This is a genomic window from Burkholderia latens (genome assembly GCF_001718795.1).
Classification (GTDB): domain Bacteria; phylum Pseudomonadota; class Gammaproteobacteria; order Burkholderiales; family Burkholderiaceae; genus Burkholderia; species Burkholderia latens_A.
Map to the genome: position 1 here is coordinate 1,075,260 of NZ_CP013435.1, position 25,528 is coordinate 1,100,787.

The 25,528-nt window shown below is 66.6% G+C and carries 27 protein-coding genes; 15 read left to right on the forward strand and 12 right to left on the reverse strand.

Going from position 1 to position 25,528, the window contains the following annotated elements:
* Positions 1 to 78: 78 nt before the first annotated feature.
* Together WK25_RS05030 and WK25_RS05035 are read left to right on the forward strand one after the other, a co-directional pair.
* Entirely contained in the window at positions 79 to 828 is a 750-nt protein-coding gene (locus tag WK25_RS05030) for an electron transfer flavoprotein subunit beta/FixA family protein (protein WP_014897713.1), read from the forward strand.
* 16 nt (positions 829 to 844) lie between these two features.
* Positions 845 to 1,780: an electron transfer flavoprotein subunit alpha/FixB family protein gene (locus WK25_RS05035; protein WP_040143706.1), complete on the forward strand. Its 936-nt coding sequence runs from the start codon at positions 845 to 847 to the stop codon at positions 1,778 to 1,780.
* Positions 1,781 to 2,084: 304 nt separating this feature from the next.
* On the opposite strand, the gene WK25_RS05040 is transcribed toward WK25_RS05035, so the two are convergent.
* Positions 2,085 to 3,371: a D-amino acid dehydrogenase gene (locus WK25_RS05040; protein ID WP_069241116.1), complete on the reverse strand. Its 1,287-nt coding sequence runs from the start codon at positions 3,369 to 3,371 to the stop codon at positions 2,085 to 2,087.
* Positions 3,372 to 3,516: 145 nt separating this feature from the next.
* Between WK25_RS05040 and WK25_RS05045 the strand changes: the two genes are divergently transcribed.
* Positions 3,517 to 4,005 carry an Lrp/AsnC ligand binding domain-containing protein gene (locus WK25_RS05045; RefSeq protein ID WP_040143708.1) on the forward strand — a complete coding sequence of 163 codons (489 nt, stop codon included), beginning with the start codon at positions 3,517 to 3,519 and terminating at the stop codon, positions 4,003 to 4,005.
* A gap of 115 nt (positions 4,006 to 4,120) precedes the next feature.
* Complete coding sequence (locus WK25_RS05050) at positions 4,121 to 5,287, forward strand: PA0069 family radical SAM protein (RefSeq protein ID WP_059543814.1); 1,167 nt, start codon at positions 4,121 to 4,123, stop codon at positions 5,285 to 5,287.
* Positions 5,288 to 5,302: 15 nt separating this feature from the next.
* Here the strand turns inward: WK25_RS05050 and WK25_RS05055 are convergent, their stop codons facing one another.
* The gene (locus tag WK25_RS05055) at positions 5,303 to 5,770 is read right to left on the reverse strand and encodes an NINE protein (RefSeq protein WP_040143710.1); all 468 of its coding nucleotides are present in this window, start codon (positions 5,768 to 5,770) and stop codon (positions 5,303 to 5,305) included.
* Positions 5,771 to 5,878: 108 nt separating this feature from the next.
* Positions 5,879 to 7,018: a PQQ-dependent sugar dehydrogenase gene (locus tag WK25_RS05060; RefSeq protein WP_069241117.1), complete on the reverse strand. Its 1,140-nt coding sequence runs from the start codon at positions 7,016 to 7,018 to the stop codon at positions 5,879 to 5,881.
* Positions 7,019 to 7,172: 154 nt separating this feature from the next.
* Here WK25_RS05060 and rpsP point away from each other — a divergent pair, with 154 nt between their 5' ends.
* The 6 genes from rpsP (at position 7,173) to WK25_RS05090 (ending at position 11,300) form a co-directional block, all read left to right on the forward strand.
* Positions 7,173 to 7,427, forward strand: a complete 255-nt coding sequence (rpsP, locus tag WK25_RS05065; protein WP_006476550.1) for a 30S ribosomal protein S16 — start codon at positions 7,173 to 7,175, stop codon at positions 7,425 to 7,427.
* Between the two features lie 42 nt (positions 7,428 to 7,469).
* A complete protein-coding gene (gene rimM, locus WK25_RS05070; RefSeq protein WP_069241118.1) occupies positions 7,470 to 8,147 on the forward strand; it encodes a ribosome maturation factor RimM in 678 nt (225 codons plus the stop codon).
* On the forward strand, positions 8,147 to 8,941 hold the full coding sequence (gene trmD / locus WK25_RS05075) for a tRNA (guanosine(37)-N1)-methyltransferase TrmD (protein WP_040143713.1): 795 nt from the start codon (positions 8,147 to 8,149) through the stop codon (positions 8,939 to 8,941). The genes rimM and trmD overlap by 1 nt, the downstream gene beginning before the upstream one ends.
* Positions 8,942 to 9,074: 133 nt before the next feature.
* Entirely contained in the window at positions 9,075 to 9,467 is a 393-nt protein-coding gene (rplS, locus tag WK25_RS05080) for a 50S ribosomal protein L19 (protein WP_040143714.1), read from the forward strand.
* 87 nt (positions 9,468 to 9,554) lie between these two features.
* The gene (locus tag WK25_RS05085; RefSeq protein WP_069241119.1) at positions 9,555 to 10,241 is read left to right on the forward strand and encodes a CoA pyrophosphatase; all 687 of its coding nucleotides are present in this window, start codon (positions 9,555 to 9,557) and stop codon (positions 10,239 to 10,241) included.
* 120 nt (positions 10,242 to 10,361) lie between these two features.
* Positions 10,362 to 11,300: a CobD/CbiB family protein gene (locus WK25_RS05090; RefSeq protein ID WP_040143716.1), complete on the forward strand. Its 939-nt coding sequence runs from the start codon at positions 10,362 to 10,364 to the stop codon at positions 11,298 to 11,300.
* Between the two features lie 77 nt (positions 11,301 to 11,377).
* Here WK25_RS05090 and WK25_RS05095 read toward each other — a convergent pair whose 3' ends face one another.
* The 3 genes from WK25_RS05095 to WK25_RS05105 are packed head-to-tail and all read right to left on the reverse strand — an operon-like array spanning position 11,378 to position 13,951.
* Entirely contained in the window at positions 11,378 to 11,695 is a 318-nt protein-coding gene (locus WK25_RS05095; protein ID WP_069241120.1) for a putative signal transducing protein, read from the reverse strand.
* 58 nt (positions 11,696 to 11,753) lie between these two features.
* The gene (gene rsgA, locus WK25_RS05100) at positions 11,754 to 12,695 is read right to left on the reverse strand and encodes a ribosome small subunit-dependent GTPase A (protein ID WP_069241121.1); all 942 of its coding nucleotides are present in this window, start codon (positions 12,693 to 12,695) and stop codon (positions 11,754 to 11,756) included.
* Positions 12,692 to 13,951 carry a M48 family metallopeptidase gene (locus WK25_RS05105; RefSeq protein ID WP_040143719.1) on the reverse strand — a complete coding sequence of 420 codons (1,260 nt, stop codon included), beginning with the start codon at positions 13,949 to 13,951 and terminating at the stop codon, positions 12,692 to 12,694. Before WK25_RS05105 ends, rsgA begins: the two co-directional genes overlap by 4 nt.
* Positions 13,952 to 14,050: 99 nt before the next feature.
* On the opposite strand from WK25_RS05105, the gene orn reads away from it, so the two are divergent.
* A complete protein-coding gene (gene orn, locus WK25_RS05110; RefSeq protein ID WP_040143720.1) occupies positions 14,051 to 14,671 on the forward strand; it encodes an oligoribonuclease in 621 nt (206 codons plus the stop codon).
* A gap of 34 nt (positions 14,672 to 14,705) precedes the next feature.
* Here the strand turns inward: orn and mog are convergent, their stop codons facing one another.
* Together mog and yjgA are read right to left on the reverse strand one after the other, a co-directional pair.
* Positions 14,706 to 15,320: a molybdopterin adenylyltransferase gene (gene mog, locus WK25_RS05115; protein WP_083252960.1), complete on the reverse strand. Its 615-nt coding sequence runs from the start codon at positions 15,318 to 15,320 to the stop codon at positions 14,706 to 14,708.
* Complete coding sequence (gene yjgA, locus WK25_RS05120) at positions 15,304 to 15,909, reverse strand: ribosome biogenesis factor YjgA (protein WP_272481896.1); 606 nt, start codon at positions 15,907 to 15,909, stop codon at positions 15,304 to 15,306. Before yjgA ends, mog begins: the two co-directional genes overlap by 17 nt.
* Positions 15,910 to 16,036: 127 nt before the next feature.
* Between yjgA and pmbA the strand changes: the two genes are divergently transcribed.
* Positions 16,037 to 17,407, forward strand: a complete 1,371-nt coding sequence (gene pmbA / locus WK25_RS05125) for a metalloprotease PmbA (RefSeq protein WP_059543806.1) — start codon at positions 16,037 to 16,039, stop codon at positions 17,405 to 17,407.
* Positions 17,408 to 17,500: 93 nt separating this feature from the next.
* Here pmbA and WK25_RS05130 read toward each other — a convergent pair whose 3' ends face one another.
* A complete protein-coding gene (locus tag WK25_RS05130) occupies positions 17,501 to 18,001 on the reverse strand; it encodes a dihydrofolate reductase (protein ID WP_069241123.1) in 501 nt (166 codons plus the stop codon).
* Between the two features lie 292 nt (positions 18,002 to 18,293).
* Positions 18,294 to 18,620, reverse strand: a complete 327-nt coding sequence (locus WK25_RS05135) for a hypothetical protein (protein WP_069241124.1) — start codon at positions 18,618 to 18,620, stop codon at positions 18,294 to 18,296.
* 497 nt (positions 18,621 to 19,117) lie between these two features.
* On the opposite strand from WK25_RS05135, the gene WK25_RS05140 reads away from it, so the two are divergent.
* Entirely contained in the window at positions 19,118 to 20,515 is a 1,398-nt protein-coding gene (locus WK25_RS05140) for a sigma-54 dependent transcriptional regulator (RefSeq protein WP_040143726.1), read from the forward strand.
* A gap of 41 nt (positions 20,516 to 20,556) precedes the next feature.
* Positions 20,557 to 21,528 carry a thymidylate synthase gene (locus tag WK25_RS05145; protein ID WP_040144906.1) on the forward strand — a complete coding sequence of 324 codons (972 nt, stop codon included), beginning with the start codon at positions 20,557 to 20,559 and terminating at the stop codon, positions 21,526 to 21,528.
* A 93-nt stretch (positions 21,529 to 21,621) separates the two neighbouring features.
* Here WK25_RS05145 and WK25_RS05150 read toward each other — a convergent pair whose 3' ends face one another.
* Together WK25_RS05150 and WK25_RS05155 are read right to left on the reverse strand one after the other, a co-directional pair.
* Complete coding sequence (locus WK25_RS05150) at positions 21,622 to 24,249, reverse strand: DUF6600 domain-containing protein (RefSeq protein ID WP_069241125.1); 2,628 nt, start codon at positions 24,247 to 24,249, stop codon at positions 21,622 to 21,624.
* 162 nt (positions 24,250 to 24,411) lie between these two features.
* Positions 24,412 to 25,122 (reverse strand): ArsR/SmtB family transcription factor, encoded by a 711-nt coding sequence (locus WK25_RS05155; RefSeq protein ID WP_040143728.1) that lies wholly within the window; start codon positions 25,120 to 25,122, stop codon positions 24,412 to 24,414.
* A gap of 181 nt (positions 25,123 to 25,303) precedes the next feature.
* Between WK25_RS05155 and WK25_RS31620 the strand changes: the two genes are divergently transcribed.
* Positions 25,304 to 25,444, forward strand: a complete 141-nt coding sequence (locus tag WK25_RS31620; protein ID WP_167432636.1) for a hypothetical protein — start codon at positions 25,304 to 25,306, stop codon at positions 25,442 to 25,444.
* Positions 25,445 to 25,528 lie beyond the last annotated feature (84 nt).

Below are 25,528 nucleotides of genomic sequence, written 5' to 3' on the forward strand. Positions count from 1 at the left end.
GGGTCCGCTTGGCCGCGCAGTCACAAGGCCTCGCTATAGAATGGCCTCTGGTCGTATTCGTAACTTTGGAGCGTGTGCATGAAAATCCTGGTGCCAGTGAAAAGAGTGGTCGATTACAACGTGAAGGTCCGCGTGAAGTCGGACAACACGGGCGTCGACATCGCGAACGTGAAGATGTCGATGAACCCGTTCGACGAAATCGCCGTTGAAGAAGCCGTGCGCCTGAAGGAAGCCGGCGTCGCGACCGAAGTGATCGCGGTGTCGGTAGGCGTCACGCAGGCGCAGGAAACGCTGCGCACGGCGCTGGCAATCGGCGCGGATCGCGCGATCCTCGTCGAGTCGAACGACAGCGTCGAGCCGCTGGCCGTCGCGAAGATCCTGAAGGCGCTGGTCGACAAGGAGCAGCCGCAACTGGTGATCCTCGGCAAGCAGGCGATCGACGACGATTCGAACCAGACGGGCCAGATGCTCGCGGCGCTCGCAGGCCTGCCGCAAGCGACGTTCGCGTCGAAGGTGACGATCGCCGACGGCAAGGCAACGGTTGCACGCGAAGTCGACGGTGGCGCGGAAACGCTGTCGCTGACGCTGCCGGCAGTCGTGACGACCGACCTGCGCCTGAACGAGCCGCGCTACGTGACGCTGCCGAACATCATGAAGGCGAAGAAGAAGCCGCTGGAAACGGTGAAGCCGGAAGACCTCGGCGTGGACGTCGCGCCGCGTCTGAAGACGCTGAAGGTGGTCGAGCCGCCGAAGCGCGCGGCCGGAGTGAAGGTGCCGGACGTGAAGACGCTGGTCGAGAAGCTGAAGACCGAAGCCAAGGTGCTGTGAGAGGGAGCGGAAAGAAATGACGATTCTGGTGATTGCAGAACACGACAACGCGTCGATCAAGGCCGCGACGCTGAACACGGTCGCAGCGGCAACGAAGATCGGTGGTGACATCCACGTGCTGGTCGCTGGCCACAACGCGCAAGCAGCGGCCGATGCGGCAGCGAAGATCGCAGGCGTGTCGAAGGTGCTGCTGGCCGACGCGCCGCAACTGGCCGAAGGCCTCGCGGAAAACGTCGAGGCGACCGCGCTGAACATCGCGAAGGACTACTCGCACATCCTCGCGCCGGCAACGGCCTACGGCAAGAACGTCGCGCCGCGCATCGCGGCGAAGCTGGACGTCGCGCAGATCTCGGATATCACGGCGGTCGACAGTGCCGATACGTTCGAGCGCCCGATCTACGCGGGCAACGCGATCGCGACGGTGCAGTCCAGCGACCCGATCAAGGTCATCACGGTGCGCGCAACGGGCTTCGATCCGGTTGCGGCGGAAGGCGGCAGCGCGTCGGTCGAGAAGATCGAAGCGGCGGCCGATGCAGGCAAGTCGCAGTTCGTCAGCCGTGAAGTGACGAAGCTCGACCGTCCGGAGCTGACCAGCGCGAGCATCATCGTGTCGGGCGGCCGCGGTCTGGGTAGCGGCGAGAACTACACGAAGGTGCTGGAGCCGCTGGCGGACAAGCTGTCGGCAGCGCTCGGCGCATCGCGTGCGGCAGTCGATGCCGGTTACGTGCCGAACGACTACCAGGTCGGCCAGACCGGCAAGATCGTCGCACCGCAGCTGTACATCGCGGTCGGCATCTCGGGCGCGATCCAGCACTTGGCCGGCATGAAGGATTCGAAGGTGATCGTCGCGATCAACAAGGATCCGGAGGCGCCGATCTTCAGCGTGGCCGATTACGGTCTCGTCGGCGATCTGTTCTCGCTCGTGCCGGAACTCGTGAACGAACTCGGCTGATATCGCGTGACGTCGACGCGCTAGGCGTACGGCACGACAAGGGGCGCGATGAGCGCCCCTTTTTTGTTGGGTCGTCGCCGAAGCGGGGCGGATGACCTTCGTCACAGACGGTCTGCGATCGCACCGTGTCGCGCGGCTCGCATCGCAGCGGCAGGACGGGAGCCGACGACGTCGATTCGCCCGGCGGGCGACGAGCGCACGTGGAAGCCAGTCTCGGACCCCATCGACACTCGCAGCCGCGCTCTCCGAAACAACAAAGGCGCCGTCCGGCGCCTTTGTCGTCGATGCAGCGGCTCGCTCCGATTTACGCGTATGCCGGGCGCGTCTGGCCGGCCACGTCCTTCAGATAGCGATGGACCGACAGGTCATCGGCCTGGATCGCCGGCTTCTTGCCCGAGATCAGGTCGGCGAGCAACTGCCCCGACCCGCACGACATCGTCCAGCCGAGCGTGCCGTGGCCGGTGTTCAGGAACAGGTTCGACACCGGCGTGCGGCCGACGATCGGCGTGCCATCCGGGGTCATCGGGCGCAGGCCCGTCCAGAACGTCGCCTTCGACGTGTCGCCGCCGCCCGGGAACAGGTCGTTCACGCACATTTCGAGCGTTTCGCGCCGCGCCGCGCGCAGGTTCTTGTCGAAGCCGACGATTTCGGCCATCCCGCCGACACGGATGCGCTGGTCGAAACGCGTGATCGCGATCTTGTACGTTTCGTCGAGCACCGTCGACACGGGTGCGGCCGCCTCGTTCACGATCGGCGCAGTGATCGAATACCCCTTCAGCGGATACACGGGAATCTTCATCAGGTTCGCGATGAAGTTCGTCGAGTACGAACCCAGCGCGACGACGTACGCATCCGCGCGCACCGTCTCGCTGCCGCACTGCACGCCGGCGATCTTGCCGCCGGCGATCGCGAGCGCATCGATCGGCGTGTTGTAGCGGAACTTCACGCCGAGCGATTCGGCAAGCGCCGCAAGGCGCGTCGTGAAGAGCTGGCAGTCGCCGGTTTCATCGCCCGGCAGGCGCAGGCCGCCCGTCAGCTTGTGCGATACGGCGGCGAGCGCCGGTTCGGCATTCTTGAGCTCTGCCGGCGACAGCAGTTCGAACGGCACGTTCGCTTCCTGCAGCACGGCGATGTCTTTTGCCGCACCGTCGAGCTGCTGCTGCGTGCGGAACAGCTGCAGCGTGCCGCCCGTACGGCCTTCGTACTGGATGCCGGTGTCGGCGCGCAGCGCCTGCAGGCAGTCGCGGCTGTATTCGGCGAGGCGCACCATGCGGCCCTTGTTGACCGCATAGCGCTCGGCCGTGCAGTTGCGCAGCATTTGCCACATCCACTGGAGCTGGAAGCGCGTGCCGTCGAGCCGGATCGCAAGCGGCGCGTGCTTTTCGAACATCCACTTGACGGCCTTCAACGGCACGCCGGGCGCGGCCCACGGCGCAGCATAGCCGGGCGAGATCTGGCCCGCGTTCGCAAAGCTCGTCTCGAGCGCCGGGCCGGCTTCCCGGTCGATCACCGTGACTTCATGACCGGCCCGCGCGAGGTAATACGCGCTTGCCACGCCCACCACACCGCTGCCCAGAATGACGACTCGCATAGCTGCTCCAGATCGAAGAAATCAGGTCGAGGCCGGGCGCACCTGCGGCTCCGTGTAACCTCTAGCTGATCTAGTTTTTTGCGCTATGTTATTGTCGAATGTGCAGGTTTTGTTATCGTATTTTTCAGGTTTTCAGCATAAAGAAATGAGAACGCAACGCCAGCCAGTACGCTCGCTCGACAAGCTCGACCGGCGCATCCTCAAACTGCTGCAGGACGACGGCCGGATGGCGATGAAGGACCTCGCGGAACAGGTCGGGCTTACCGTTACACCGTGCATCGAGCGGGTGCGGCGCATGGAGCGCGACGGCGTCATCACCGGCTACCACGCGCGCGTGGATCCGGCGCAGCTCGGCGCGGCGCTGCTGGTATTCGTCGAGATCACGCTCGGCCACAAGGGCGGCAACATGTTCGAGCAGTTCCGCCGTGAAGTGATGAAGATCGACGAGGTGCTCGAATGCCATCTCGTCTCCGGCGATTTCGACTACCTGATCAAGGCACGGATCGGCGAAATGGCGGACTATCGCAAGCTGCTCGGCGACATCCTGCTGCAACTGCCCGGTGCGGTGCAGTCCAAGAGCTACGTCGTGATGGAGGAAATCAAGGAGACGCTGACGATTTCGGTCGGCGAATGACCACTGCCTCGGCCCGTTGCCTGGCCGCGTGTCGAACCCTTTATCTCGCCCTTGGCACACTGCACCCAATACTGTATAAATGTACAGTATTGGGTGCAGGCGAACGGGTGAGCGCATGGACGATCTGTCCGACAACGAATTTCCGATAGCGCCGCCCGTGCCCCGCAAGGGGCGCGGTGCGGTCGACAATCTGCAGGGGCGCTATGAAACGGCGCTGCGCGAAGCGGTGGACGACGGCTGGACGCACGAATCGGACGATACCGATCTGCCCGCCCCGCTGCGCACGCAGGTATTCGAGGAGCGCGCGAAAAGCATCCTCACGCACAACCAGTCGCCCGACATTCCGTTCAGCGTGTCGCTGAATCCGTATCGCGGTTGCGAGCACGGCTGCATCTACTGCTTTGCGCGTCCGACGCACAGCTATCTCGGCCTGTCTCCCGGTCTGGATTTCGAGAGCCGGATCTATGCGAAGGTCAACGCGGCCGAGCTGCTCGAGCGGGAGATTTCGCGCAAGCGTTACGTGCCGGAGCCGATCGCGCTCGGCGTCAACACCGACGCATACCAGCCGGTCGAGCGCGATCTGCGCATCACGCGCAGCGTGATCCAGGTCATGCACGATCACGAACTGCCGTTTGCCGCCATCACCAAATCTTCGCTGATCGAGCGCGATCTCGATTTGCTTGCGCCGATGGCCGAGCGCGGGCAGGTGATGGCGGCCGTCACGATCACCACACTCGACGCCGATCTCGCGCGCACGCTCGAGCCGCGTGCGGCGACGCCCGCACGCCGGCTGCGGACGATCCGCGCGCTGCGCGACGCGGGCGTGCCGGTCGGCGTCAGCATTGCGCCGATGATCCCGTTCGTCACCGAGCCGGACATGGAGCGTGTGCTGGAGGCGTGCGCGGAAGCCGGTGCGACGCACGCGAGCTATATCGTCCTGCGACTGCCGTGGGAAGTCGCGCCGCTGTTCAAGAACTGGCTCGCCGCGCATTTTCCCGATCGCGCGGAGCGCGTGATGAATCGTGTGCGCGACATGCGCGGCGGGAAGGATTACGACTCGGATTTCTCGAAACGGATGAAGGGCGAGGGGATCTGGGCCGACCTGTTGCGGCAGCGTTTCCGTCAGGCCGTCAAGCGGCTCGGGTTGAACGAGCGCAGGAACGGCATTCTGGATATGTCGCGGTTTCGCAGCGCGCCGGCGGTCCCTGAGGCAGCACGGCGCACGGTAGCGGGCTCAACGGGTGCGAAGTCGCGCGACGACATGCAGTTGAGTCTGTTCTGATCGGCGCGGCTGCGCTTACTGCGAAATCTGCTTCGCCGCTTCGACTTGCGATTCGAAGTACGTCTGGAACGACAGCGCGAGCGCGGTCATCAGCAAGAACGCGCCGATCAACAGCGAGAAGATTACGATGAAGATCACCGTCCAGCCAGAGCGGCTCTGCTTGCCCGTGTCGGCATTGAATTGCGCATCCCATTTTTCGTCGGGACGCAGCCCGTAGACGAGCGCAGCGAGGAACGCGGCCAGCAGCGAGATCGCGCCGGGCACAGCCAGCCACCAGCCGAGCGTGGCCGTGCGCTGGGTTGCCGCGAGCAGCAGAAAGCCGGGAATTCCGACGATCGTTGCGAGCAGGTGCGCCCAGCCGTACACGTCGCGAAAGCCGTACAGGTAGAAGCGATGCGCGCCGAGCGAACCGAACAGAAACGCGAGCGCGGCGGTGAGCGTCTTGGAGCGGAAACGGCGGGACGATGCGGTGCTGCTGGACATGAGTGGCGGCGGATTATCGTTGGCATGGGCGGCGGCGGGCCGGCGCGGGCGCTTGGCCCGGCACGCATTCTACGATGCCCGGTCCACGTGGGTCACCCGTCACCTGCGTCAAGGTGCCGCATAAGTGACGCGGTAGATCGCCCCGGCGTAGTCGTCGCTGACGAGCAGCGAGCCGTCCGGCAGTGGCAGTACGTCGGCCGGCCGTCCCCATACAGTGCCGTCAGCGCGCAGCCAGCCCGTGATGAAGGGCGTCTCTCGCGCGTGACTGCCGTCCGCGGACACGACCGCGCGCATCACGCGGTAGCCGACCTTCGTGCTGCGATTCCACGAACCGTGCTCGGCAATGAAGACGTTGTTCCGATACGACGCCGGAAACATCGGCCCCGTATAGAACCGCATGCCCAGTGCCGCAACGTGTGCGCCGAGTTTCAGCACCGGCGGCACATAGCGGCGGCACACGTCGGGGCTCCCGAATTCCGGGTCGGGCCGGTCGCCGCCATGGCAGTAGGGAAAGCCGAAGTCCAGGCCCGCGCGCGGAGCGCGGTTCAGCTTGTCGTCGGGCGCGTCGTCGCCCATCAGGTCGCGGCCGTTGTCGGTGAACCACAGTTCTCCCGAGTCGGGGTGCCATGCGAAGCCGACGGTATTGCGCACACCGCGGGCGAACACCTCGCGTCCGCTGCCATCGGCGTTCATGCGGGCGATGATCGCGTAGCGGTCGCGGTCGCGCAGGCACACGTTGCAGGGCGCGCCGACTGGCACGTAAAGCTTGCCGTCGGGGCCGAACGCGATGAATTTCCAGCCGTGGTGGTGATCGGTCGGAAGCGCGTCCGTTACGACTACCGGGGCGGGCGGTTTCGCGAGCCGGTCGTCGACATGGTCGATGCGCAGAATGCGCGACACGGCGGAAATATAGAGCGCGCCATCGCGATAGGCGACGCCGACCGGCATGTCGAGCCCGGCTGCGATCACGTAGCGGGCTGTGATCCGGCCCTCGTGCATCGCAAGGGCCTGGACGCGGCCTTCGCGCGAGCCGACATACAGGATTCCGCGCGGCGACCATGCCATCTCCCGGGCCGCCGGCACGGCGTCGGTCAGTACGTCGACGTGGAAACCGGGCGGCACGACGAGCTCGTCCACCGGTGGCGCGGCGCAAGCGGCAGCCGACGCACCGCAGGCGACAATGGCCGCCAGCACGCCCGCGAGGCGGTGCTGCGCATGACGTGCGCGGGGGGCGCAAAATAGCGGCATGGCGGCGGGAAGCATTGGGGAACACGACGATTGTATGTCCGGCGGACAGCACGTCCGCCGAATTTTTGCGCGTAAGTGTTTGTTGTGGCTTTGGTTTCCGGCTATAATCGCATGTTTCAGTAGTTTCGAACCCGGTTTTCCCGAAGGATTTCATATGGTTATCATCCGTCTGGCTCGCGGCGGCTCGAAGAAGCGCCCGTTCTACAACATCGTCGCTACCGATTCGCGTAACCGTCGTGACGGCCGCTTCATCGAGCGCGTCGGCTTCTACAACCCGGTCGCCACGAAGGGCGAATCGCTGCGTATCGCTCAGGATCGCCTGACGTACTGGCAAGGCGTTGGCGCACAACTGTCGCCGACCGTCCAGCGTCTCGTGAAGGAAGCGCAAAAGGCGCAACCGGCTGCCTAACATGGCGCGGTGTGCCGGTCGTGCCGGCTGCAAGGAGCATTGATGTCCGGTCACGATTCCGGTAACGCAAAGCGCGGGCGAGCGTCATTTGGCGCATTCGTCCGCAAGCCGGTCGGGCGCGACGTTGTCGCGGGCGCCGGTATGGCTGCCGAGCAGGGCAGTCTCGAAGCGGTGCAAGCCTGGCCCGACGATGCTGTCGAGGTCGGGGCGGTAGTCGACGCCTATGGCCTGAAAGGCTGGGTCAAGGTGGCGACGCATGCCGACGCAGGCCGCGGCGGCGATGCGCTGCTCAACGCGCGCCGCTGGTGGCTGGAAAAGGGTGGGGAGCGGTTGTCCGCCCGCATCCTGCAGTCGAAGACGCACGGCGACACGGTCGTCGCGCAACCCGCGGGTGTCGGCGACCGCGATGCCGCACTCGCTTTGCGCGGCTTTCGCGTGTTCGTGCGCCGGGAGGATTTCCCGGCATTGGCCGCGGACGAATTCTATTGGGTCGACCTGATCGGTCTCGACGTCGTCAACGAGCAATCGGTGGCGCTTGGGACGGTGAGCGGGATGATCGACAACGGCGTGCATTCGATCATGCGCGTCGAGTATCCGGCAGTCGGCAAGGATGGCCGGCCGGCCACCAGCGAACGGCTGATCCCGTTCGTCGGCGTCTACGTCAAGACGGTGGATCAGGCGGCGCGTCGCATCGTCGTCGACTGGGAAGCCGATTACTAATGAACCAGGTTACGGAGAGCGCGGTGCAGTTCGACGTCGTCACGCTCTTTCCCGAAATGTTCCGCGCACTGACCGACTGGGGTATCACCAGCCGGGCTGTGAAGCAGGAGCGCTTTGGGTTGCGTACCTGGAATCCGCGTGATTTCACGACGGACAACTACCGCACGGTCGATGATCGGCCGTACGGCGGCGGTCCGGGCATGGTGATGCTGGCTAGGCCGCTCGAGGCCGCGATCGGGGCTGCGAAGGCGGCGCAGGCGGAGCAGGGCATCGCGAGCACCCGCGTGGTAATGATGTCGCCGCAGGGTGCGCCGTTCACGCACGAGCGGGCGATGCGAATGGCGCAGGAGCCGGGCGTCATCGTGCTGTGCGGCCGATACGAGGCGATCGATCAGCGACTGCTCGATCGTTGCGTCGACGAGGAGATCAGCCTCGGCGATTTCGTTCTGTCCGGCGGCGAGTTGCCGGCGATGGCGATGATGGATGCCGTCGTGCGGCTGCTGCCCGGCGTGCTGAACGATGCGCAGTCGGCGGTGCAGGACAGCTTCGCAGACGGGCTGCTGGATTGTCCGCATTACACGCGCCCCGAGGAGTACGAAGGGGTGCGCGTGCCGGACGTGCTGCTCGGCGGGCATCATGCCGAGATCGAGAAGTGGCGGCGCCAGGAAGCATTGAGAAATACGTTGCGGAAGCGGCCGGACCTGATCGTCCGGGCGCGCCGCGAGAAGTTGCTGAGTCGTGCCGACGAGGCGTGGCTTGCGAACCTCGCACGCGAAGCGAAGGACGCCTCCTGAGGCGGCGTCGCGGGCGGGAAATGGCGGTGCCGTGCATGCGTGCGCGGTGCCTGATGTGAATCCATCCTCTATCGGGGCCAGGCCTGGAAGCAGGCGGGCGCAAACGCCGACAAGATGGCTTTAGGAGTCAGTGATGAATCTGATCGCAAAACTTGAGCAGGAAGAGATCGAGCGCGCGCTCGCCGGCAAGACGATCCCCGAATTCGCCCCGGGCGACACGGTGATCGTGAACGTGAACGTGGTTGAAGGTAACCGCAAGCGCGTTCAGGCGTACGAAGGCGTTGTGATCGCAAAGCGCAACCGTGGCCTGAACTCGAACTTCATCGTCCGCAAGATCTCGTCGGGCGAAGGCGTCGAGCGTACGTTCCAGACCTACTCGCCGCTGCTGGCGAGCATCGTCGTGAAGCGTCGCGGTGATGTGCGCCGTGCGAAGCTGTACTACCTGCGCGAGCGTTCGGGCAAGTCGGCTCGAATCAAGGAAAAGCTGGTGTCGAAGGATCGCGCCGCAGCAGCTTCCCAAGAGTAAGAGCTGTAAGGAAAAAGCACCCTCCCGGGTGCTTTTTTCATTCTGGCGCGACAATATGCTCGATACGACACGAATCCGAGAGCCCCATTGAATCGCCGCCCCATCATTGACCCCGAAGTGCTGCCGGTCGAAGGCACCGGCGCCGGCCTGCCGTCCATCGATCCCCGGCTGATGACGCCGCCCGGGTTGCGCGAACGTTTCGCGCGCACGCTCGAATGGAGCGTTGAACCTGCCGAGGTGCGGTTGCAGGACGGCGTCGATCCGCGCAGCGCCGCCGTCCTCGTTCCGCTCGTCGTGCGCGAGAGCGGCCTCACCGTGCTGCTGACGCAGCGCGCGGACCATCTGAACGACCATGCCGGTCAGATCAGTTTCCCCGGCGGGCGGCGGGAGCCGTTCGATCGCGACGCGACCGCGACCGCGTTGCGCGAAGCGAAGGAGGAGATCGGATTGCCCGCAGAGCCGGTGGAGGTCCTCGGTGCGCTGCCCGACTATCTGACGGGCACCGGCTTCTGCGTAACGCCCGTGGTGGCGCTCGTGCATCCACCGTTTACCGTTCAGGCCGACACGTTCGAAGTCGCCGAGATTTTCGAGGTGCCGCTCGCATTCCTGATGAGCCCCGCGAACCACCAGGTGCGCGTGTTCCGCTGGGAAGGCGGCGAGCGTCGTTTTTTTGCGATGCCTTATCCGAATGACGCATCGACCGGCCATTACTTCATCTGGGGCGCAACTGCAGGCATGTTGCGCAATCTGTACCGCTTCTTGGCGGCCGGATAGGCGAGCGCCGGAACCTGCGCGCGCGGCCGGCCCGCGGCCCGTCGCGTCGGCAGCCATCCGTTGCTTACGCTGTGCTATCGTTATGCAAAAAATGACATAACTCCGAAGACGGCGCCACGCATGACTTTCTTCTCGGTTCTTCTCGCTCTCATCATCGAACAGGTCCGCGCGTTGTCGCCGAGCAATCCGGTGTTCGCACTGTTCCAGTTTCATGCGGAAACCGTCGCGCATGGCCTCGACGCCGGCAAGCAAAAACACGGCGTGCTCGCGTGGCTCGCGGTCGTGCTGCCATGGGTACTGGTCGTCGCACTGATCTACTTCCTGCTGTACAAGGTGAGCTTCGTGCTCGCGTTCATCTGGAACGTCGTCGTCGTCTATTTCACGCTCGGCTTCCGCCAGTTCAGCCATTACTTCACCGACATCCACCTCGCGCTCAACAACGACGACGTGCCGCGTGCACGCGAGATTCTGCATGAGTGGACGGGCCTCGATACGGTCGACATGCCGGTCGGCGAAATCGTCCGTCATACGCTGATTCATGCGGTCGTTGCATCGCATCGCCACGTGTTCGGCGTGTTCTTCTGGTACGTGCTGCCGATCGGGCCGGCCGGCGCCGTGCTGTACCGCATCTCCGAATATCTCGCGCGCAGCTGGTCGACGCCGGGCGACGAGCGCACGGTCGCGTTCTCGACGTTCGCTCAGCGCGCATTCTTCGTGATCGACTGGATTCCGTCGCGACTGACTGCGCTCGGTTTCGCGATCGTCGGCAACTTCGAGGACGCGATCTACGCGTGGCGCAATCACACACGTCAGTGGCCCGATCCGAACGACGGTGTGCTGCTCGCGGCCGGCAGCGGTGCGCTCGGCGCACGCCTCGCGGGGCCGCTTGCGGAGCCGTCGAGCCTCGACGCGCTGGCAGTCGGCGACAGCGGCCCGCTGACGGTCGGCGACGATTGCACGCCGCGCACGCTGCAGTCGGCGGTCGGCCTGGTGTGGCGCGCGGTGATTCTGTGGATGATCCTGTTGTTGATGCTGACGTTGGCAGTCTGGGTTTCGTGACACGCTCGCGCGGCGCGCGATGAAATGCAAAGGCCGGCTCGATGCCGGCCTTTTCGCTGTGGGTCAGGTCATTGTGTTCAGTCGTCGAGCGGATCGCGTACCGCGCCGCATTGCCAGCAAGCGGTGAACTGGGCCTCGAGCAGCTCGCCGCATTGGCGGCAACGCCACGCGACGGCACCGGGCGACGGGTCGTGCGATGCAGCGTCGAGCAGGCGCCGTGCGAGCGCATCGTCGCGCTCGTCGTCGAGCCATAGCTCCGGCGTGCACGCGTCGGCCGGCAGGCCGCCGAGCGCGCCGGTCGCGTAGCAGTTGTGCAGCTCGCAGCCGATGCCGGCCGCCTGCAGCACGTTCGCCCAGTGCTGCGCGGTGGCGAGGTCGGGGGCCTTGAAGCGCATCGCGGCTCCTGTCGGTGAACGCCGGCTCCGGTCCGGCCGTCTTCCGTCTGCCGAGAACTCAGCGAACGATCTGGCTTGCCTCGTGCACGAGTTGCGCATACAGCGCATGCCGGGACGGCGCAATGCGGCCGTCGGCGACGGCTTCGAGAATCGCGCAGCCGGGCTCGTGCAGATGATGGCAATTATAGAAACGGCAGTCCGCAAGCAACGGCCGGAACTCCGGAAAAGCGCGCTCGAGCCGGCCTTCGGTCAGGTGATAGAGGCCGAACTCCTGGAAGCCCGGCGAATCGATCAGCGCACCGCCGCCGTCGAGCGGGTAGAGGCGCGTGAACGTTGTGGTATGGCGTCCGCTGTTGAGCGCGGCCGAGATTTCACGGGTCGCGGCTTCGGCATCGGGCACGAGCAGGTTCACTAGCGTCGACTTGCCCATCCCCGACTGGCCGAGCAGGATCGTCGAATGGCCGGCCAGGTGCGGCATCAACTGCGCGCGCGCATCGTCGGGCGCGCCCTTCACCGATAGTTCGAGCACGTCGTAGCCGAGCGCGCGGTACGGTGCCAGACGCTCGCGGGCGACCGGCAGCGCGGCCTCGACGTCGATCTTGTTCAGCGCGACGAGCGGTTTCAGTTCGTTCGCCTCGGCCGCGATCAGCGCCCGGCCGAGCAGGTCCTCGCTGAAATAGGGTTCGGTCGCGAGCACGATCAGCAACTGGTCGAGGTTCGCCGCGAACAGCTTCGACTTGAACTGGTCGGAGCGGTACAGCAGGTTGCGCCGCTCGCCGATTTCGACGATCACACCCTGATCGGCCGATGCCTGTTCGTACACGACGCGATCGCCGACCGCAATTTCGCTCTTCTTGCCGCGCGGGAAGCATTGCAGCATCGGGCCGCCGTCGTCGGGCGCGACGATGTAGTGGCGACCGTGCGCCGCGATCACGCGGCCTTCGACCCGCGGCGCACCTGATGCGCGGGGAGCCGGCTTGCGGGAGGTCGGCCGGCTCATGCGTGCTGCATCAGGCGGTCGATCCGCTGCGACGCGGGCGGATGCGAGTAGTAGAAGGCCGTGTAGACGGGATCGGGCGTGAGCGTCGACGCGTTGTCCTCGTAGAGCTTCACGAGCGCGCTGACGAGGTCCTGCGCGTCGGTCTGGCTGGCAGCGAATGCGTCGGCCTCGAACTCATGCTTGCGCGACGTGAGGCTGCTGAACGGCGTCGCGAAGAACAGGAACACGGGGATCGCGAGGAAGAACAGCACGAGCGCGGCGCCCGCATTGCTCGACTCGAGCGACGGCGTGACGCCGAGCCCCGTGTAGAACCACGTACGCTGCGCGAGCCAGCCGAGCAGCGCGAGCAGCACGAGGCTGAGCACGAACGACACGAGCATCCGCTTCATCACGTGACGGCGCTTGAAGTGGCCGAGTTCGTGCGCGAGCACGGCCTCGATTTCCTGACCGGACAGCCGCGCGAGCAGCGTGTCGAAGAACACGATCCGCTTCGATGCGCCGAAGCCGGTGAAATACGCGTTGCCGTGTGCGGAGCGGCGGCTGCCGTCCATCACGAACAGGCCTTTCGCCGCGAAGCCGCAGCGTTTCATCAGCGACTCGATGCGCGCGCGCAGCGCCTCGTCCGTCAGCGGCTCGAACTTGTTGAAGAGCGGGGCGATGAAGGTCGGGTAGATCAGCAGTACGAGCATCTGGAACGCGACCCATACGGCCCACGTCCACATCCACCACAGGCTGCCGGCCTGGTTCATCAGCCACAGCACGACGAACAGCAGCGGCAGGCCCAACACCGCGCCGAGCACCGTGTTTTTCAGCATGTCGGTGAAGAACAGGCGCTTCGTCATTCGATTGAAGCCGAAGCGCTGCTCGATCCCGAACTGGCGATAGTACTCGAACGGCACGTCGATCGCGCCCGTGATCACGAGCACCGCGGCGACGAGCGCGACCTGCTGCCCGTAGCCTCGGCCGAGCCACCCCGTCAGAAGCGTGTCGAGCACGCCGACGCCGCCGAGCAGCGTGAGGCCGACCAGCACGGCCGCGCTGACGACGATTTCGAACATCGCGAGCCGCGTGCGCTCGACCGTGTAGTCGGCCGCGCGCTGGTGGGCGGTCAGCGGAATGGTGCTGCTGAACTGCTCGGGCACGCCGTTGCGGTGTGCGGCGACGAAGCGGATCTGCCGCGACGCGAGCCACAGCTTGGTGACGACCATCGCGACCACGGCGATCGCGAACAGCAGGGTGAACGAAAAGGGTGACATCGAAGGCGCCAAAGGGTTCTATGCGAGAATTATATGTTCTTGCGGACCGGCCCCGCTCACGCGATGCCGCCCGCCGTCCGCCATTTTCCAGGATGACTCATGACCGATACCGCCGCTTCCGCAAGCCAGCCCGCGCTCGTGCGCAACGAGTTGAACCTCGTCTGGCTCGACATGGAGATGACGGGCCTCGACCCGGATAACGACCGCATCATCGAAATCGCGGTCGTCGTGACCAATTCCACGCTCGACATCGCGGTGGAAGGCCCCGTATTCGCGATCCATCAGAGCGACGAAACGCTCGCGAAGATGGACGACTGGAACAAGTCGACGCACGGTCGTTCGGGGCTGATCGACCGCGTGCGCGCGTCGACCGTGACCGAGGCGGAGGCCGCCGCGCAGCTGCAGGCGTTCCTCGCGCAGTACGTGTCGCCCGGCAAGTCGCCGATGTGCGGCAACTCGATCTGCCAGGACCGCCGCTTCATGGCGCGGTGGATGCCGGAATTCGAGCGGTTCTTCCACTACCGCAACCTAGACGTGAGCACGCTGAAGGAGCTGTGCCGCCGCTGGCAGCCGGCGATCTACAAGGGCTTCCAGAAGCGCGCGATGCACACGGCGCTCGCCGACATCCACGAGTCTATCGACGAACTGAAGTACTACCGTGAGCATTTCCTGATTCCGGCCGCGTCGGCGCCGGCGGGCGATTCCGTGCCGGCCGCCTGAGCGGGCCGGCATCCGTGCCGCACTCGATCGGCGTTCAGCGCCGTGCGCTCTTCGGCCGGAACGCCGCGACCACCGCGTCGTCGGTCTCGATGTACGGGCCGCCGATCAGGTCGATGCAATAGGGCACCGCCGCGAAGATGCCGGGTACCGTCGACTTGCCGTCGGCATCGCGCAGCCCTTCGAGCGTTTCCCGGATCGACTTCGGCTGGCCGGGCAAATTGATGATCAGCGCCGCGTGGTCGGCCCCGGCCGCTTCGCGGATCACCGCGACCTGCCGCGACAGGATCGCGGTCGGGACGAAATTCAGGCTGATCTGCCGCATCTGCTCGCCGAATCCCGGCATTTCCTTCGTTGCCACGGCAAGCGTGGCTTCCGGCGTCACGTCGCGGCGCGCGGGGCCGGTGCCGCCGGTTGTCAGCACGAGATCGCAGCCGGCAACGTCGACGAGTTCGGTCAGCGTGGCCGAGATCGTCGGCGCGTCGTCCTGGATCAGCCGGGTTTCGGCGCGCCACGGCGACACGAGCGCGGCAGTGAGCCATTGTTGCAGCGCCGGAATCCCCTTGTCCTCGTAGACGCCCGTGCTGGCACGGTCGCTGATCGACACGAGGCCGACCACGAGTTCGTCCGGGTGATTACGCTTCGTCGTCATGGTCGTCTCCGGCGTCGTCCGGCGCCGCGTCGCCGTCCGCTTCGTCCGCGCCGCTGGCGGTCTTGATCCACTGGAACAGCTCGCGGAAATAGCGCGGCGGCTTGCCTTGCTGCGCCTCCTTGCGTGCGTTGCGGATCAGCGTGCGGCCTTCCTGGATGTCGGCTTCGGGGTGCCTGCGGAGGAATTCTGTCAGCGCGTCGTCGCTCGCGAGCAGCTGTTCGCGCGTGCGCTCGATCCAGTGCAGGCGCGCCGTAGCGGCCTTGTTCACGCCTCGCTGGGCGTCGAGCGCGGTACGCAGCGCGGCCGTTTCGTCGTCGGTCAGCGACCGCATCACGCGGCCGACGTACTGAAGCTGGCGGCGCTTGCCTTCGTGATCGGTGATCCGGCGCGCCTCGCGCACGGCGTCCGCGAGATCCTCGGGCATCGGCATGCGTTTGAGCGCGTCTTTCGGCAGGTCGACCAGCGCCTGGCCGAGTTCCTGCAGCGCGTGCATCTCGCGTTTCAACTGGGATTTGCTGGGGCGATCGTAGCCGTTGTCGTCGTCTTCGGCGGCATGCTCGATCGGCTGGATTCGGGTTTTGCGTGTCATGGGCGGCATTGTATCGCGGCACGGACACCCCAAGCTTGTCGGTATGGGGCCCCGGACCTTGCTATGATCGCGGGATACGCAACATTTTGAACATGCGGGCGCCCGCCCGCCACCGGATACCAAGACGATGGCAGCCAATCTCGACGTACAAGCGCGCTATTTCCCGCACACGCAGGACCAGCTCAAGGAAATCGCGTCGGACATCCTCCGCCATGCGAAGGCGCTCGGCGCGACCGACGCCGCGACCGAAATCTCCGAAGGCGACGGCCTGTCGGTGTCGGTGCGCCGCGGCGAGGTCGAGACGATCGAACACAACCGCGACAAGATGGTCGGCGTGACGGTGTTCATCGGCAAGAAGCGCGGCAACGCGAGCACGTCGGATTTCTCGCCGGCCGCGATCAAGGATACGGTCGCCGCCGCGTACAACATCGCGCGCTTCACGGCCGAGGACGATGCGGCGGGCCTCGCGGAAGCCGAGCTGCTTGAGACCGACCCGCGCGACCTCGATCTTTATCATCCGTGGGCGCTGACGGCCGACGACGCCGTCGCGCTTGCACGCCGAGCGGAAGACGCCGCGTTTGCGGTCAGCCCGCAGATCCGCAACTCGGAAGGCGCGAGCGTGTCGGCGCAGCACTCGCAGTTCGTGCTCGCGACGTCGCGCGGCTTCCTCGCTGGCTACCCGTACTCGCGGCACTACATCGCGTGCGCGCCGATCGCCGGCAGCGGCCGCCACATGCAGCGCGACGACTGGTATTCGTCGAAGCGCAGCGCGGTCGACCTCGCGGCGCCCGAAGCCGTCGGGCGTTACGCGGCCGAGCGTGCACTCGCGCGGATGGGTGCGCGCCGTCTCGATACGCGCAAGGTGCCCGTGCTGTTCGAGGCGCCGCTTGCGGCCGGCCTGCTCGGCGCGTTCGTGCAGGCCGTCAGCGGCGGCGCGCTGTACCGCAAGACGTCGTTCCTCGTCGACAGCCTCGGCAAGCCGGTGTTCGCACCGCACGTCCAGATCGTCGAGGATCCGCACGTGCCGCGCGCGATGGGCAGCGCGCCGTTCGACGAAGAAGGCGTGCGCACGCGCGCGCGCAGCGTCGTCAAGGACGGCGTCGTCGAAGGCTACTTCCTGTCGACCTATTCCGCGCGCAAGCTCGGCACGCAGACGACCGGCAACGCGGGCGGCTCGCACAATCTCGCGCTGCGCAGCTCGAACACGCAACCGGGTGACGATTTCGACGCGATGTTGAAGAAGCTCGGTACGGGCCTGCTGCTGACGGAGCTGATGGGGCAGGGCGTGAATTACGTGACGGGCGACTATTCGCGCGGGGCCGCCGGCTTCTGGGTCGAGAATGGCGTGATTCAGTATCCGGTCGAGGAAATCACCGTCGCGAGCACGCTGCAGGAGATGTTCCGGCACATCGTCGCGATCGGCGCGGATTCGATCGTGCGCGGCACGAAGGAAACCGGCTCGGTGTTGATCGAGCAGATGACGATCGCCGGCCAGTAAGCGGCGCGGCAGCGGCCGCCAGAAAAACGAAATGCGTGATCAGCCCGACCGGCGCGTGCGAGCCGGTCGGGCTTTTTTGTCGCGCGTTGCGGGTCAGTCGCGCTTGCGCTCGTAGACGACGAACGCATAGCCGAACGCGTTCGGCGCGGCCGCCCGATGCGAGTCGCGCGACACTTCGCGCCAGTGCGCGGGATCGGGTGCCGGAAACGACGCGTCGCCGTCGAAGTCTGCGTCGATCTCGGTGACGATCAGTTTGTCGGCGATCCCGAGACCTTCCGAATAGAGTTGCGCGCCGCCGATCAGGAACGCTTCGGCTGCACCGTCGCGGGCTGCGAGTGCGAGCGCGTCGGGGAGCGACGTGACCGTGTCGCAGCCGTCGAAGCGGCGCGCGGAATCGCGCGTGACGACGATGTTGCGGCGGCCCGGCAACGGCCGTCCGATCGACTCGTGGGTCTTGCGCCCCATTACGATCGGCGCACCCATCGTCGTGCGTTTGAAGAACGCGAGATCCTCGGGAAGTTTCCAGGGCAACTGGTTGTCGCGGCCGATGATGCCGTTGCGGGCGCGGGCGACGATCAGGGTTAACGTCGTCATGAAGTCGGGAAGGAGGAAAGCCGGAATGGCGCCGATTCTACCGGAAGGACGGCGCGCCCACCGTCGGTATGCGTGCGCCGGCAAGCGTCGAAGCCCGCGTATCGCCACCGGCGACGGCGATGCGCGGGCTTCCCGTCATCACCTGCTCAATAAAAAGAGTGCCCGCCGGGGGACGGACACAAAAAACGTTCGCGTCACGACGTCGACGCAGCGGAGTCGGCGCGAGTTGCCGCCATGGTTCATTCGATACGTAATCCTCAACGATTGCGATGCGCGGGCCGTCGTCGCCGGATCATTGATCGAGGCGGATGGGTGCGCTGTGCTCCATCGCGTGCTGCGCATCGCCGGGACGCGGCACGGGCGTCGGTACCGGCAGCCGCGCCGGCGGGGCGATCTCGTCCCACAGCGTGACCGACGTCTTGTCGGACGAACGCGGTCGCGGGACGGCGACCGGCACGATGCCGGACCGCTTGTCGTGATACACATCCGGTGTGTTATCGGCAAGCAGCAGCGCGCGTGCGGATTTCGCGCTTTCTTCCGCGTGTGCCGGCACGAACTGACACGCAAGCGCGCATGCAATTGCCATCTGCCGGAAAGACAGTGAAAAAGTTGTTCGCATGGTCGCGTTCTCCGATCAGTCACGGATTCAGCGAAATGCATGCCATCGCGCGAACAGCGTTGCCGGGCTTGCGCTTCGCGAGCGAGCGCGGAGCGTCGCGAGCGAAAATGCGCGGAAATGTTTCAGTCGTGAAACGAGCGTGCTCCGGAATATTGCGGATTCAACCGCTACGCGCCAAGGATGAAAATCGGCGCGTGTGTCGATGCATTTGCGGGCCGCTGCGCGTGCTCTGTGCAGATGATTGACCTGTGTCGACCACTGAGCGATTCGACCGCTCGCCCATTCGCGCCGCAATAAGATTGTCGTACTCGGCGCCTATAACCAAGCTGTCGGGACCACACAACAACTGGACGCGATATAAGCGCCATCATGCAAGGCTGGTCGTTGCCGAGCATCGGCATGGCGAATCGAGCCGCTTCGGCTGACCCGATTCGATCCTTTTTCGCACGCGGCTTGCGTGCGGCAATCGTTAGACGGTTGATGAACGGGGTGGGTATATGGGAGCCGAGCAGCGGCATGTGATCTATTTTTCGCGCGAGCCGAACGACGCATTGCGCGGGCATTTCGACGCATGCGGGTGGCGCGTCGATCTCGCGGAAAGCGCGCGCGACGTGCGGCGTGTCGTGCAGCACGGCGTGGCGACCGCCGGCCTGCTCGATTTCTCGCCGGGGTTCCGGCCCGCCGATCTGCGCGAACTCGAACCGTGTCTGACCATCCAGCACATCGGCTGGATCGCGGCGACCCGGCGCGGCCAGTTGCAGGACGCCACGCTGCGACATCTGATTCGCGACTATTGCTTCGACTACGTGACGATGCCGTACGAGACTTCGCGCATCGTCGAGACAGTCGGCCATGCGCACGGCATGGTCGCGCTGACCGATCCCGTGGCGTCGCCTGTCGGCGCGGGGCGTGCCGAAGGCGAGATGGTCGGCACCTGCGATGCGATGCTCGGACTCTTCAGGACGATCCGGCGCGTCGCGACGACCGATGCACCCGTCTTTATCTCCGGCGAATCGGGCACCGGCAAGGAACTGACGGCCGTCGCGATTCACGAGCGCTCGGCGCGCGCCCATGCGCCGTTTGTCGCGATCAACTGCGGCGCGATTCCGTCGACGCTGCTGCAGGCCGAGCTGTTCGGCTATGAGCGCGGCGCGTTTACCGGTGCGAACCAGCGCAAGATCGGCCGCGTCGAGGCGGCGAACGGCGGCACGCTGTTCCTCGACGAGATCGGCGATCTGCCGCTCGAAAGCCAGGCGAGCCTGCTGCGCTTCCTGCAGGAAGGCAAGATCGAGCGGCTCGGCGCGCACGTGTCGGTGCCGGTCGACGTGCGCGTGATATGTGCGACGCACGTGGACATGGAGACCGCGCTGCGCGAAGGGCGTTTCCGCGAGGATCTGTTCCATCGGTTGTGCGTGCTGAAGATCGAGGAGCCGCCGTTGCGCGCACGCGGCAAGGACATCGAACTGCTGGCGCGGCACATGCTCGAGCGTTTCAAGGGCGATGCGCATCGCCGGCTGCGCGGCTTCTCCCCGGACGCGATCGCCGCGCTCTACGGCTATTCGTGGCCCGGCAACGTGCGCGAGCTGATCAATCGCGTGCGCCGCGCGATCGTGATGTCGGAAGGTCGGATGATTACCGCAGCCGATCTCGAGTTGAACGAATTCGCGATTCTCGCGCCAGTGTCGCTGACCGAGGCGCGGGAAGCGGCCGAGCGGCAAGCGATCGAGCAGGCGCTGCTGCGTCATCGCGGCCGTTTCGCGGATGCCGCGCGCGAACTCGGCGTGTCGCGCGTAACGCTTTACCGGTTGATGTGTGCGCACGGCATGCGCGATCGCGGCGACCCTTTGGGTGCGTTTACGCCACCGGTGCCGGAGGTTCCGCGCCACGCTTGCTAAAATTGGCGGGTGCGGCCGCCCTCGCGGCCGAAGGAACCCGCATGAAACAGTATCTCGACCTCGTTCGCACCATCCTCGACACCGGCACCTGGCAGGAGAACCGCACGGGCATCCGCACCATCAGCATGCCCGGCGCGATGCTGCGGTTCGACCTGCAGCAAGGTTTCCCGGCCGTCACGACCAAGAAACTCGCGTTCAAGTCCGCGATCGGCGAGCTGGTCGGCTTCCTGCGTGCGTCGCGCAGCGCGGCCGATTTCCGCGCGCTCGGCTGCAAGGTTTGGGACGCGAATGCGAACGACAACGCGCAGTGGCTGGCGAACCCGTACCGCCAGGGTGTCGACGACCTGGGCGACGTTTACGGCGTCCAGTGGCGCCAGTGGCCCGGCTACAAGGTGCTCGACGCGGGCGCCGACGCGCAGATCGCCGACGCGACACGCCGCGGTTTCCGGATCGTCACGCGCTTCGACGAGGACGGCGCGCCGAAGGTGCTGCTGTACAAGGCGATCGATCAGCTGCGCCAGTGTCTGGATACGATCATGGAGAACCCGGCCGACCGCCGCATCCTGTTCCATGCGTGGAATCCGGCCGTGCTCGACCAGATCGCACTGCCCGCGTGCCATCTGCTGTATCAATTCCTGCCGAACGTCACGAAGCGCGAGATCTCGCTGTGCCTTTACATCCGCAGCAACGACGTCGGGCTCGGCACGCCGTTCAACCTGACGGAAGGCGCCGCACTGCTGTCGCTCGTCGGTCGCCTGACGGGCTATACGCCGCGCTGGTTCACGTATTTCATCGGCGACGCGCACATCTACGAGAACCAGCTCGACATGCTGCAGCAGCAACTGACGCGCGAGCCGTACGACAGCCCGCGGCTCGAGATCGCCGAACGTGTGCCCGATTACGCGAAGACGGGCGTCTATGCGCCCGAATGGCTCGAACGCGTCGAGCCGTCCGATTTCTCGCTGGTCGGCTACCGGCACCACGAGCCGTTGACGGCGCCGATGGCCGTCTGAATCCGCGGAGCCCGGCGCGGCGAGCAGTCGCGCGGGGCAGCATGAAGCAGGCCCGACTAACCGGTCGGGCCTTTGCGTTTCACTGGGCGACGCTTACTGATGGCGTCGCTCGTCGTGGCCGCCGGGCGGCGGATTGCCGGGATGCGGTGCCTCAACGTGCGGCGCCGGTTGCGGGCGCGATTCCATGTGCGGCGCGGGCATCGCCGGGCGAGGCTCCATGCGTGGGGCCGGTTGCGGGCGCGGTTCCATGCGTGGCGCTGGCATCATCGGCGGCCGTGGCTCCGCCCGCGGAGCCTGTGGCTGCGGCCGCGGCATTTCGCGTGTGGCGGGCGAGGGCGGCCGATACTCGTTCGCTCGCGGCGGCGCCATTTCACGATGAGGCGCAGGCTGCGCAAATTCGGGGCGCGGTTGCGGCGCCGGCGCCGCCCGTTCCGGCCGCGGTTGCGCAGGTTGGGCCGGGGCCGTGAAATCGGGGCGGGGCCGCGACTGCTCGAGTTGCGCGGTCGTGTCGAGCCGCGGTTGCGGCAGCGCGCGCGGCGTGTCCTGCCGCACGCCGGGTTGCGCGCCAGGCGCCCTTTCAGGATGCGGGTTCGGCGCTGTGCCGCGCACCGGAGGCAGCGCGTTCTGCCCGGCTGCGTGGAGCGCGGCCGGGGCCGTCGGGCGCTGGCGGTTCATCGGTGTGTGCGGCTGCATCCAGACTGGCGCGGGCGTCGCGGCTGCGTGCGCGGTATCGCGCCCGTTCGGCACGATGGTCGCCGCCGGCGGATGCGGGACGCCATTGCCGGCGTCGAATGCCGGATGCGGAGCCGAATTGCCCGGCTCCCGCGGCGGGGCGCCATCGGGAACCCGAGACGAACGCGCATTGAGCGCTTCATCGGTCGTCGGCCGGGAGCCGTTCGGGACCGCCGGGATCGGCGTACCCGGTCGCACGCCATTCGGAACGGCAGTCGTCTGCATGCCCGGCCGCGCGGCCTGCGCCTGCGCCTGCGCCGGTTCGCTCTCGCGACGCGCGTGCGCCGGCTGCACGACGGGGCCGTGAGGATTCACGAGTTGCACGTTGCGCATCGCCCACGCCCCGGCGTTGGGGGTGCCTGGCACGCGGACCGGGCGAGGCCGATAGTCGGCCGGCACGCTGGTCCTGGCGACCGGCGTGCCAGCCCCCGGCACGTGCTCGCCCTGTCGCGCGAGATGGGCGGCCGCCTGGTCGCGATACGCTGCAGGCACGGCAGGATTGCGCGTCGCGACGAACGGATGCTGGCCGATCGCCGCCGGCGGACGGTAGCTGGCGGCGCGCAGCGCGCCGGTGAAGCTCTGCCGGACCGGCGCAATGCCGGGCGTGCCCGGCATCACGTGCGCGTTGCGCCATTGCTGCGGATCGACGTGCTGCGAGAAGCGGGCCACCGGCTGCCCGTGCACGAACGCGGACGCGGGCACCGCCGTGATCGCGTGCGGCGCGCGGAAGTTCACGTACGTCTTGTTGATGTTCGTGATGTTGGTGATGTTGGTGATGTTCGTCACGTTCACCGTCTTGTTCACCGTGACGTTGTTGACCACGATGTTGCGATTCACGCGATCGTAGTAATGCGGACTCCAGCCGCCCCAGGCCGGATGCCACGCTTCGCCCGGGCCGAGTGCGAACCATGCGCAGCCGGCCGCGGCGACGCCGCCCACCGTCAGCGCGACGCTCCAGTCGGGACCGCTGCCACCGCCCACGAACGCGACGAGCGCCGGCGCGTAGACGGGCGGCTGGCTGACGACCATCGGGCCGGGCACCCACGCCCAGCCGTCGTCGACATAGGCCCAGCGGCCGTAGTGGTACGGCGCGAAGCCCCACGGCGCATCGTCGACCCAGGTCCAGCCCCAAGGCGCCTGCCAGATCCAGTGGCCGTCGTGATACGGCGCCCAGCCGGCGGGCGTGTCGTTCGGCACCCAGACCGCGCCGTAGTTCGGCGTTTCCCGCCACGTGCCGTTCGCGTCGAGATCCTGGTAGCCGGGAATGTCGCGCGACACGTAGCGGGCCGACACCGAGCGCTGCTCGGCCGCATCGCGGCTCGCGGCCCACTGGTCGAGCGCGTCGGGGGCCGGCGCGCTCGATTGCTGCGCGACCTGAAGGTCGGTGCCGGTGAACACGATCTGTTGCCCAGGCGACAGCGGATACTGCCCGTTACTGCCGTAGACGGTCGCGCTGCCGCTGCGCACGGTGACCGTCGTACTCGCACCGTCCGGTGCGACATCGACGCGATAGTCGCCAGGGGCCGTGATGCCGAGCGCAAGATTCGGCGTGTCGATTTCGTACGAGCCACCGGGCGGCAGCGCGCGCACGTGAGTCGACACGGTGCCGAGGCCGACCTTCAGCTGCGTCGTCGTGTCGTCGAGGTTCAGCACCGACAGGCTCGTCGATTCGCCGAGCCGGACGGCGGTCGAGCCGATGTGCAGCTCCGAGCGTGCGCCCGCATCGTTCCAGAGCTGGTCGCCTGTCGTCAGCGGCCGGTTGACTGCTGCGTACGACCAGGTATCGGTGCCGGCCGGCTCCGTCGTCACGGCGCCCGACATGTAGTTCAGCCGTGCGACGCGGCTCGGCGGGTCGCCGCCCGCTTGCCGGGCGGGTGCATACACCGGCGCCTGCGTCGATTGCGCGAATGCGGCGGGCAGGGCGGTTAGCGCGGCGAACGCGAGCAGCGTGCAGCGGGCGGTTCGCGTGAGGATGAACAGGGAAGCCATGGTGAGCGTCTTCGTCGTTATTGCGGCGCGTCGATTCGCGCCGTTCAGTTCACGATATCCGCTCGACCTGTTTCAGTGCTCGGTGTTTTGTAAATCGACTAGCGTGCGATGTAACAAAACCTGTCCATCGCGCGCCGTTGTCGTGCGGTCGCAATGTGTGCGTCAAGCGGACGTAAGCCAGTCGTCGAAAACCTGCTGTCCGGGCACGGTGACGCGCAGCACGCGCGGCCGCGCGGTACGCTCGATCCAGCCGTGCGTGCAGAAGCTGTCGAGCAGCGCCGCGCCGAGCGCACCGCCGAGATGCGCGCGGCGCTCGCTCCAGTCGAGGCAGCCGCACGCGAAGCGGCGCCGGCGGGTGCGCTGCTGCGCGACGTCGATGCCCCAGCGCGCGAGCGCTTGCGTGCCCTGCTCGGTGGTCTCGATTGCGTCGCCGTCGCCTGTTTGCAGCCAGCCGCGCGCCGTGAGTCCGTCGAAGATGCGGACCGCGAGCTCGCCGGCCATGTGGTCGTAGCAGGTGCGCGCATAGCGCAGCTCGGCCGGAACCGTGCGCGACGGCGGCGGCACGGGACGGTTCGGCGCGGCTGCTCGGGCCACGTTCGCGAGCGCCTCGAGCGACGCCGCGATGTCGGCCGACGCAAGCCGGTAGTAGCGGTGCCGGCCGCGGACTTCGAGCGCGAGCAGCCCGCCTTCGGTCAGGCGTGCGAGATGCGCGCTCGCCGCGGAGGGCGACAGCCCCGCGATCATCGTGAGTTCGCCAGCCGGCCGCGCGCTGCCGTCCATCAGCACCCACAGCATCGCCGCGCGCCCCGGATCGGCGATCAGCGCGCCGATCCGGCTCAGGCCCGGAAAATGGTGGTCGTCTTGATCGGTCATCGTCGTGTCTCGTCCGGTGCAATGATCGCAGTGTAGGCGCGGTTGCCATTCGATGTTTCGGGCTGGGCTGAAATGTCGGATGCGGCGCGGCGGTGGCATGCGAACCGTGGCAGCGGCGCGCGCCCGCGTAGAATGGTCGCACGCGGCGGCAGCGGGCCGCCGGACTGGGCACGATACGACGATGAAGACGATTTTTTGCCTGTTGGCGGCCGCGTTCGTCTGCGCGGCCTGTGCGCAGGGCGGCAGCGGCGCCGCGGGCGAGCGGGGCGGTAGCCTCGAAATGTACGGCACCATCGACCAGGGCATCACGGTGCGCCGCTGATGGCGGCCCAGCGAGTCCGCGTCCGGCGGCGCGGGCGCCGCGCAGTGGGGCCGCGACGTGTTGTCGCAGTGCAACGTATAATGC

Bases quoted from the DNA above. Each gene is read 5' to 3' on its own strand.
- WK25_RS05040 (WP_069241116.1), bottom strand. From the start codon at position 3,371: ATGCGAGTCGTCATTCTGGGCAGCGGTGTGGTGGGCGTGGCAAGCGCG.
- rplS (WP_040143714.1), top strand. From the start codon at position 9,075: ATGAATCTGATCGCAAAACTTGAGCAGGAAGAGATCGAGCGCGCGCTC.
- WK25_RS05150 (WP_069241125.1), bottom strand. From the start codon at position 24,249: ATGGCTTCCCTGTTCATCCTCACGCGAACCGCCCGCTGCACGCTGCTC.
- rsgA (WP_069241121.1), bottom strand. From the start codon at position 12,695: ATGAGCCGGCCGACCTCCCGCAAGCCGGCTCCCCGCGCATCAGGTGCG.
- WK25_RS05030 (WP_014897713.1), top strand. From the start codon at position 79: ATGAAAATCCTGGTGCCAGTGAAAAGAGTGGTCGATTACAACGTGAAG.
- mog (WP_083252960.1), bottom strand. From the start codon at position 15,320: ATGACGACGAAGCGTAATCACCCGGACGAACTCGTGGTCGGCCTCGTG.
- WK25_RS05130 (WP_069241123.1), bottom strand. From the start codon at position 18,001: ATGACGACGTTAACCCTGATCGTCGCCCGCGCCCGCAACGGCATCATC.
- WK25_RS05045 (WP_040143708.1), top strand. From the start codon at position 3,517: ATGAGAACGCAACGCCAGCCAGTACGCTCGCTCGACAAGCTCGACCGG.
- WK25_RS05155 (WP_040143728.1), bottom strand. From the start codon at position 25,122: ATGACCGATCAAGACGACCACCATTTTCCGGGCCTGAGCCGGATCGGC.
- WK25_RS05035 (WP_040143706.1), top strand. From the start codon at position 845: ATGACGATTCTGGTGATTGCAGAACACGACAACGCGTCGATCAAGGCC.
- WK25_RS05140 (WP_040143726.1), top strand. From the start codon at position 19,118: ATGGGAGCCGAGCAGCGGCATGTGATCTATTTTTCGCGCGAGCCGAAC.
- WK25_RS05145 (WP_040144906.1), top strand. From the start codon at position 20,557: ATGAAACAGTATCTCGACCTCGTTCGCACCATCCTCGACACCGGCACC.
- WK25_RS31620 (WP_167432636.1), top strand. From the start codon at position 25,304: ATGAAGACGATTTTTTGCCTGTTGGCGGCCGCGTTCGTCTGCGCGGCC.
- pmbA (WP_059543806.1), top strand. From the start codon at position 16,037: ATGGCAGCCAATCTCGACGTACAAGCGCGCTATTTCCCGCACACGCAG.
- WK25_RS05105 (WP_040143719.1), bottom strand. From the start codon at position 13,951: ATGTCACCCTTTTCGTTCACCCTGCTGTTCGCGATCGCCGTGGTCGCG.
- orn (WP_040143720.1), top strand. From the start codon at position 14,051: ATGACCGATACCGCCGCTTCCGCAAGCCAGCCCGCGCTCGTGCGCAAC.
- trmD (WP_040143713.1), top strand. From the start codon at position 8,147: ATGAACCAGGTTACGGAGAGCGCGGTGCAGTTCGACGTCGTCACGCTC.
- WK25_RS05135 (WP_069241124.1), bottom strand. From the start codon at position 18,620: ATGCGAACAACTTTTTCACTGTCTTTCCGGCAGATGGCAATTGCATGC.
- rimM (WP_069241118.1), top strand. From the start codon at position 7,470: ATGTCCGGTCACGATTCCGGTAACGCAAAGCGCGGGCGAGCGTCATTT.
- WK25_RS05060 (WP_069241117.1), bottom strand. From the start codon at position 7,018: ATGCCGCTATTTTGCGCCCCCCGCGCACGTCATGCGCAGCACCGCCTC.
- WK25_RS05090 (WP_040143716.1), top strand. From the start codon at position 10,362: ATGACTTTCTTCTCGGTTCTTCTCGCTCTCATCATCGAACAGGTCCGC.
- WK25_RS05055 (WP_040143710.1), bottom strand. From the start codon at position 5,770: ATGTCCAGCAGCACCGCATCGTCCCGCCGTTTCCGCTCCAAGACGCTC.
- WK25_RS05095 (WP_069241120.1), bottom strand. From the start codon at position 11,695: ATGCGCTTCAAGGCCCCCGACCTCGCCACCGCGCAGCACTGGGCGAAC.
- yjgA (WP_272481896.1), bottom strand. From the start codon at position 15,909: ATGACACGCAAAACCCGAATCCAGCCGATCGAGCATGCCGCCGAAGAC.
- WK25_RS05050 (WP_059543814.1), top strand. From the start codon at position 4,121: ATGGACGATCTGTCCGACAACGAATTTCCGATAGCGCCGCCCGTGCCC.
- rpsP (WP_006476550.1), top strand. From the start codon at position 7,173: ATGGTTATCATCCGTCTGGCTCGCGGCGGCTCGAAGAAGCGCCCGTTC.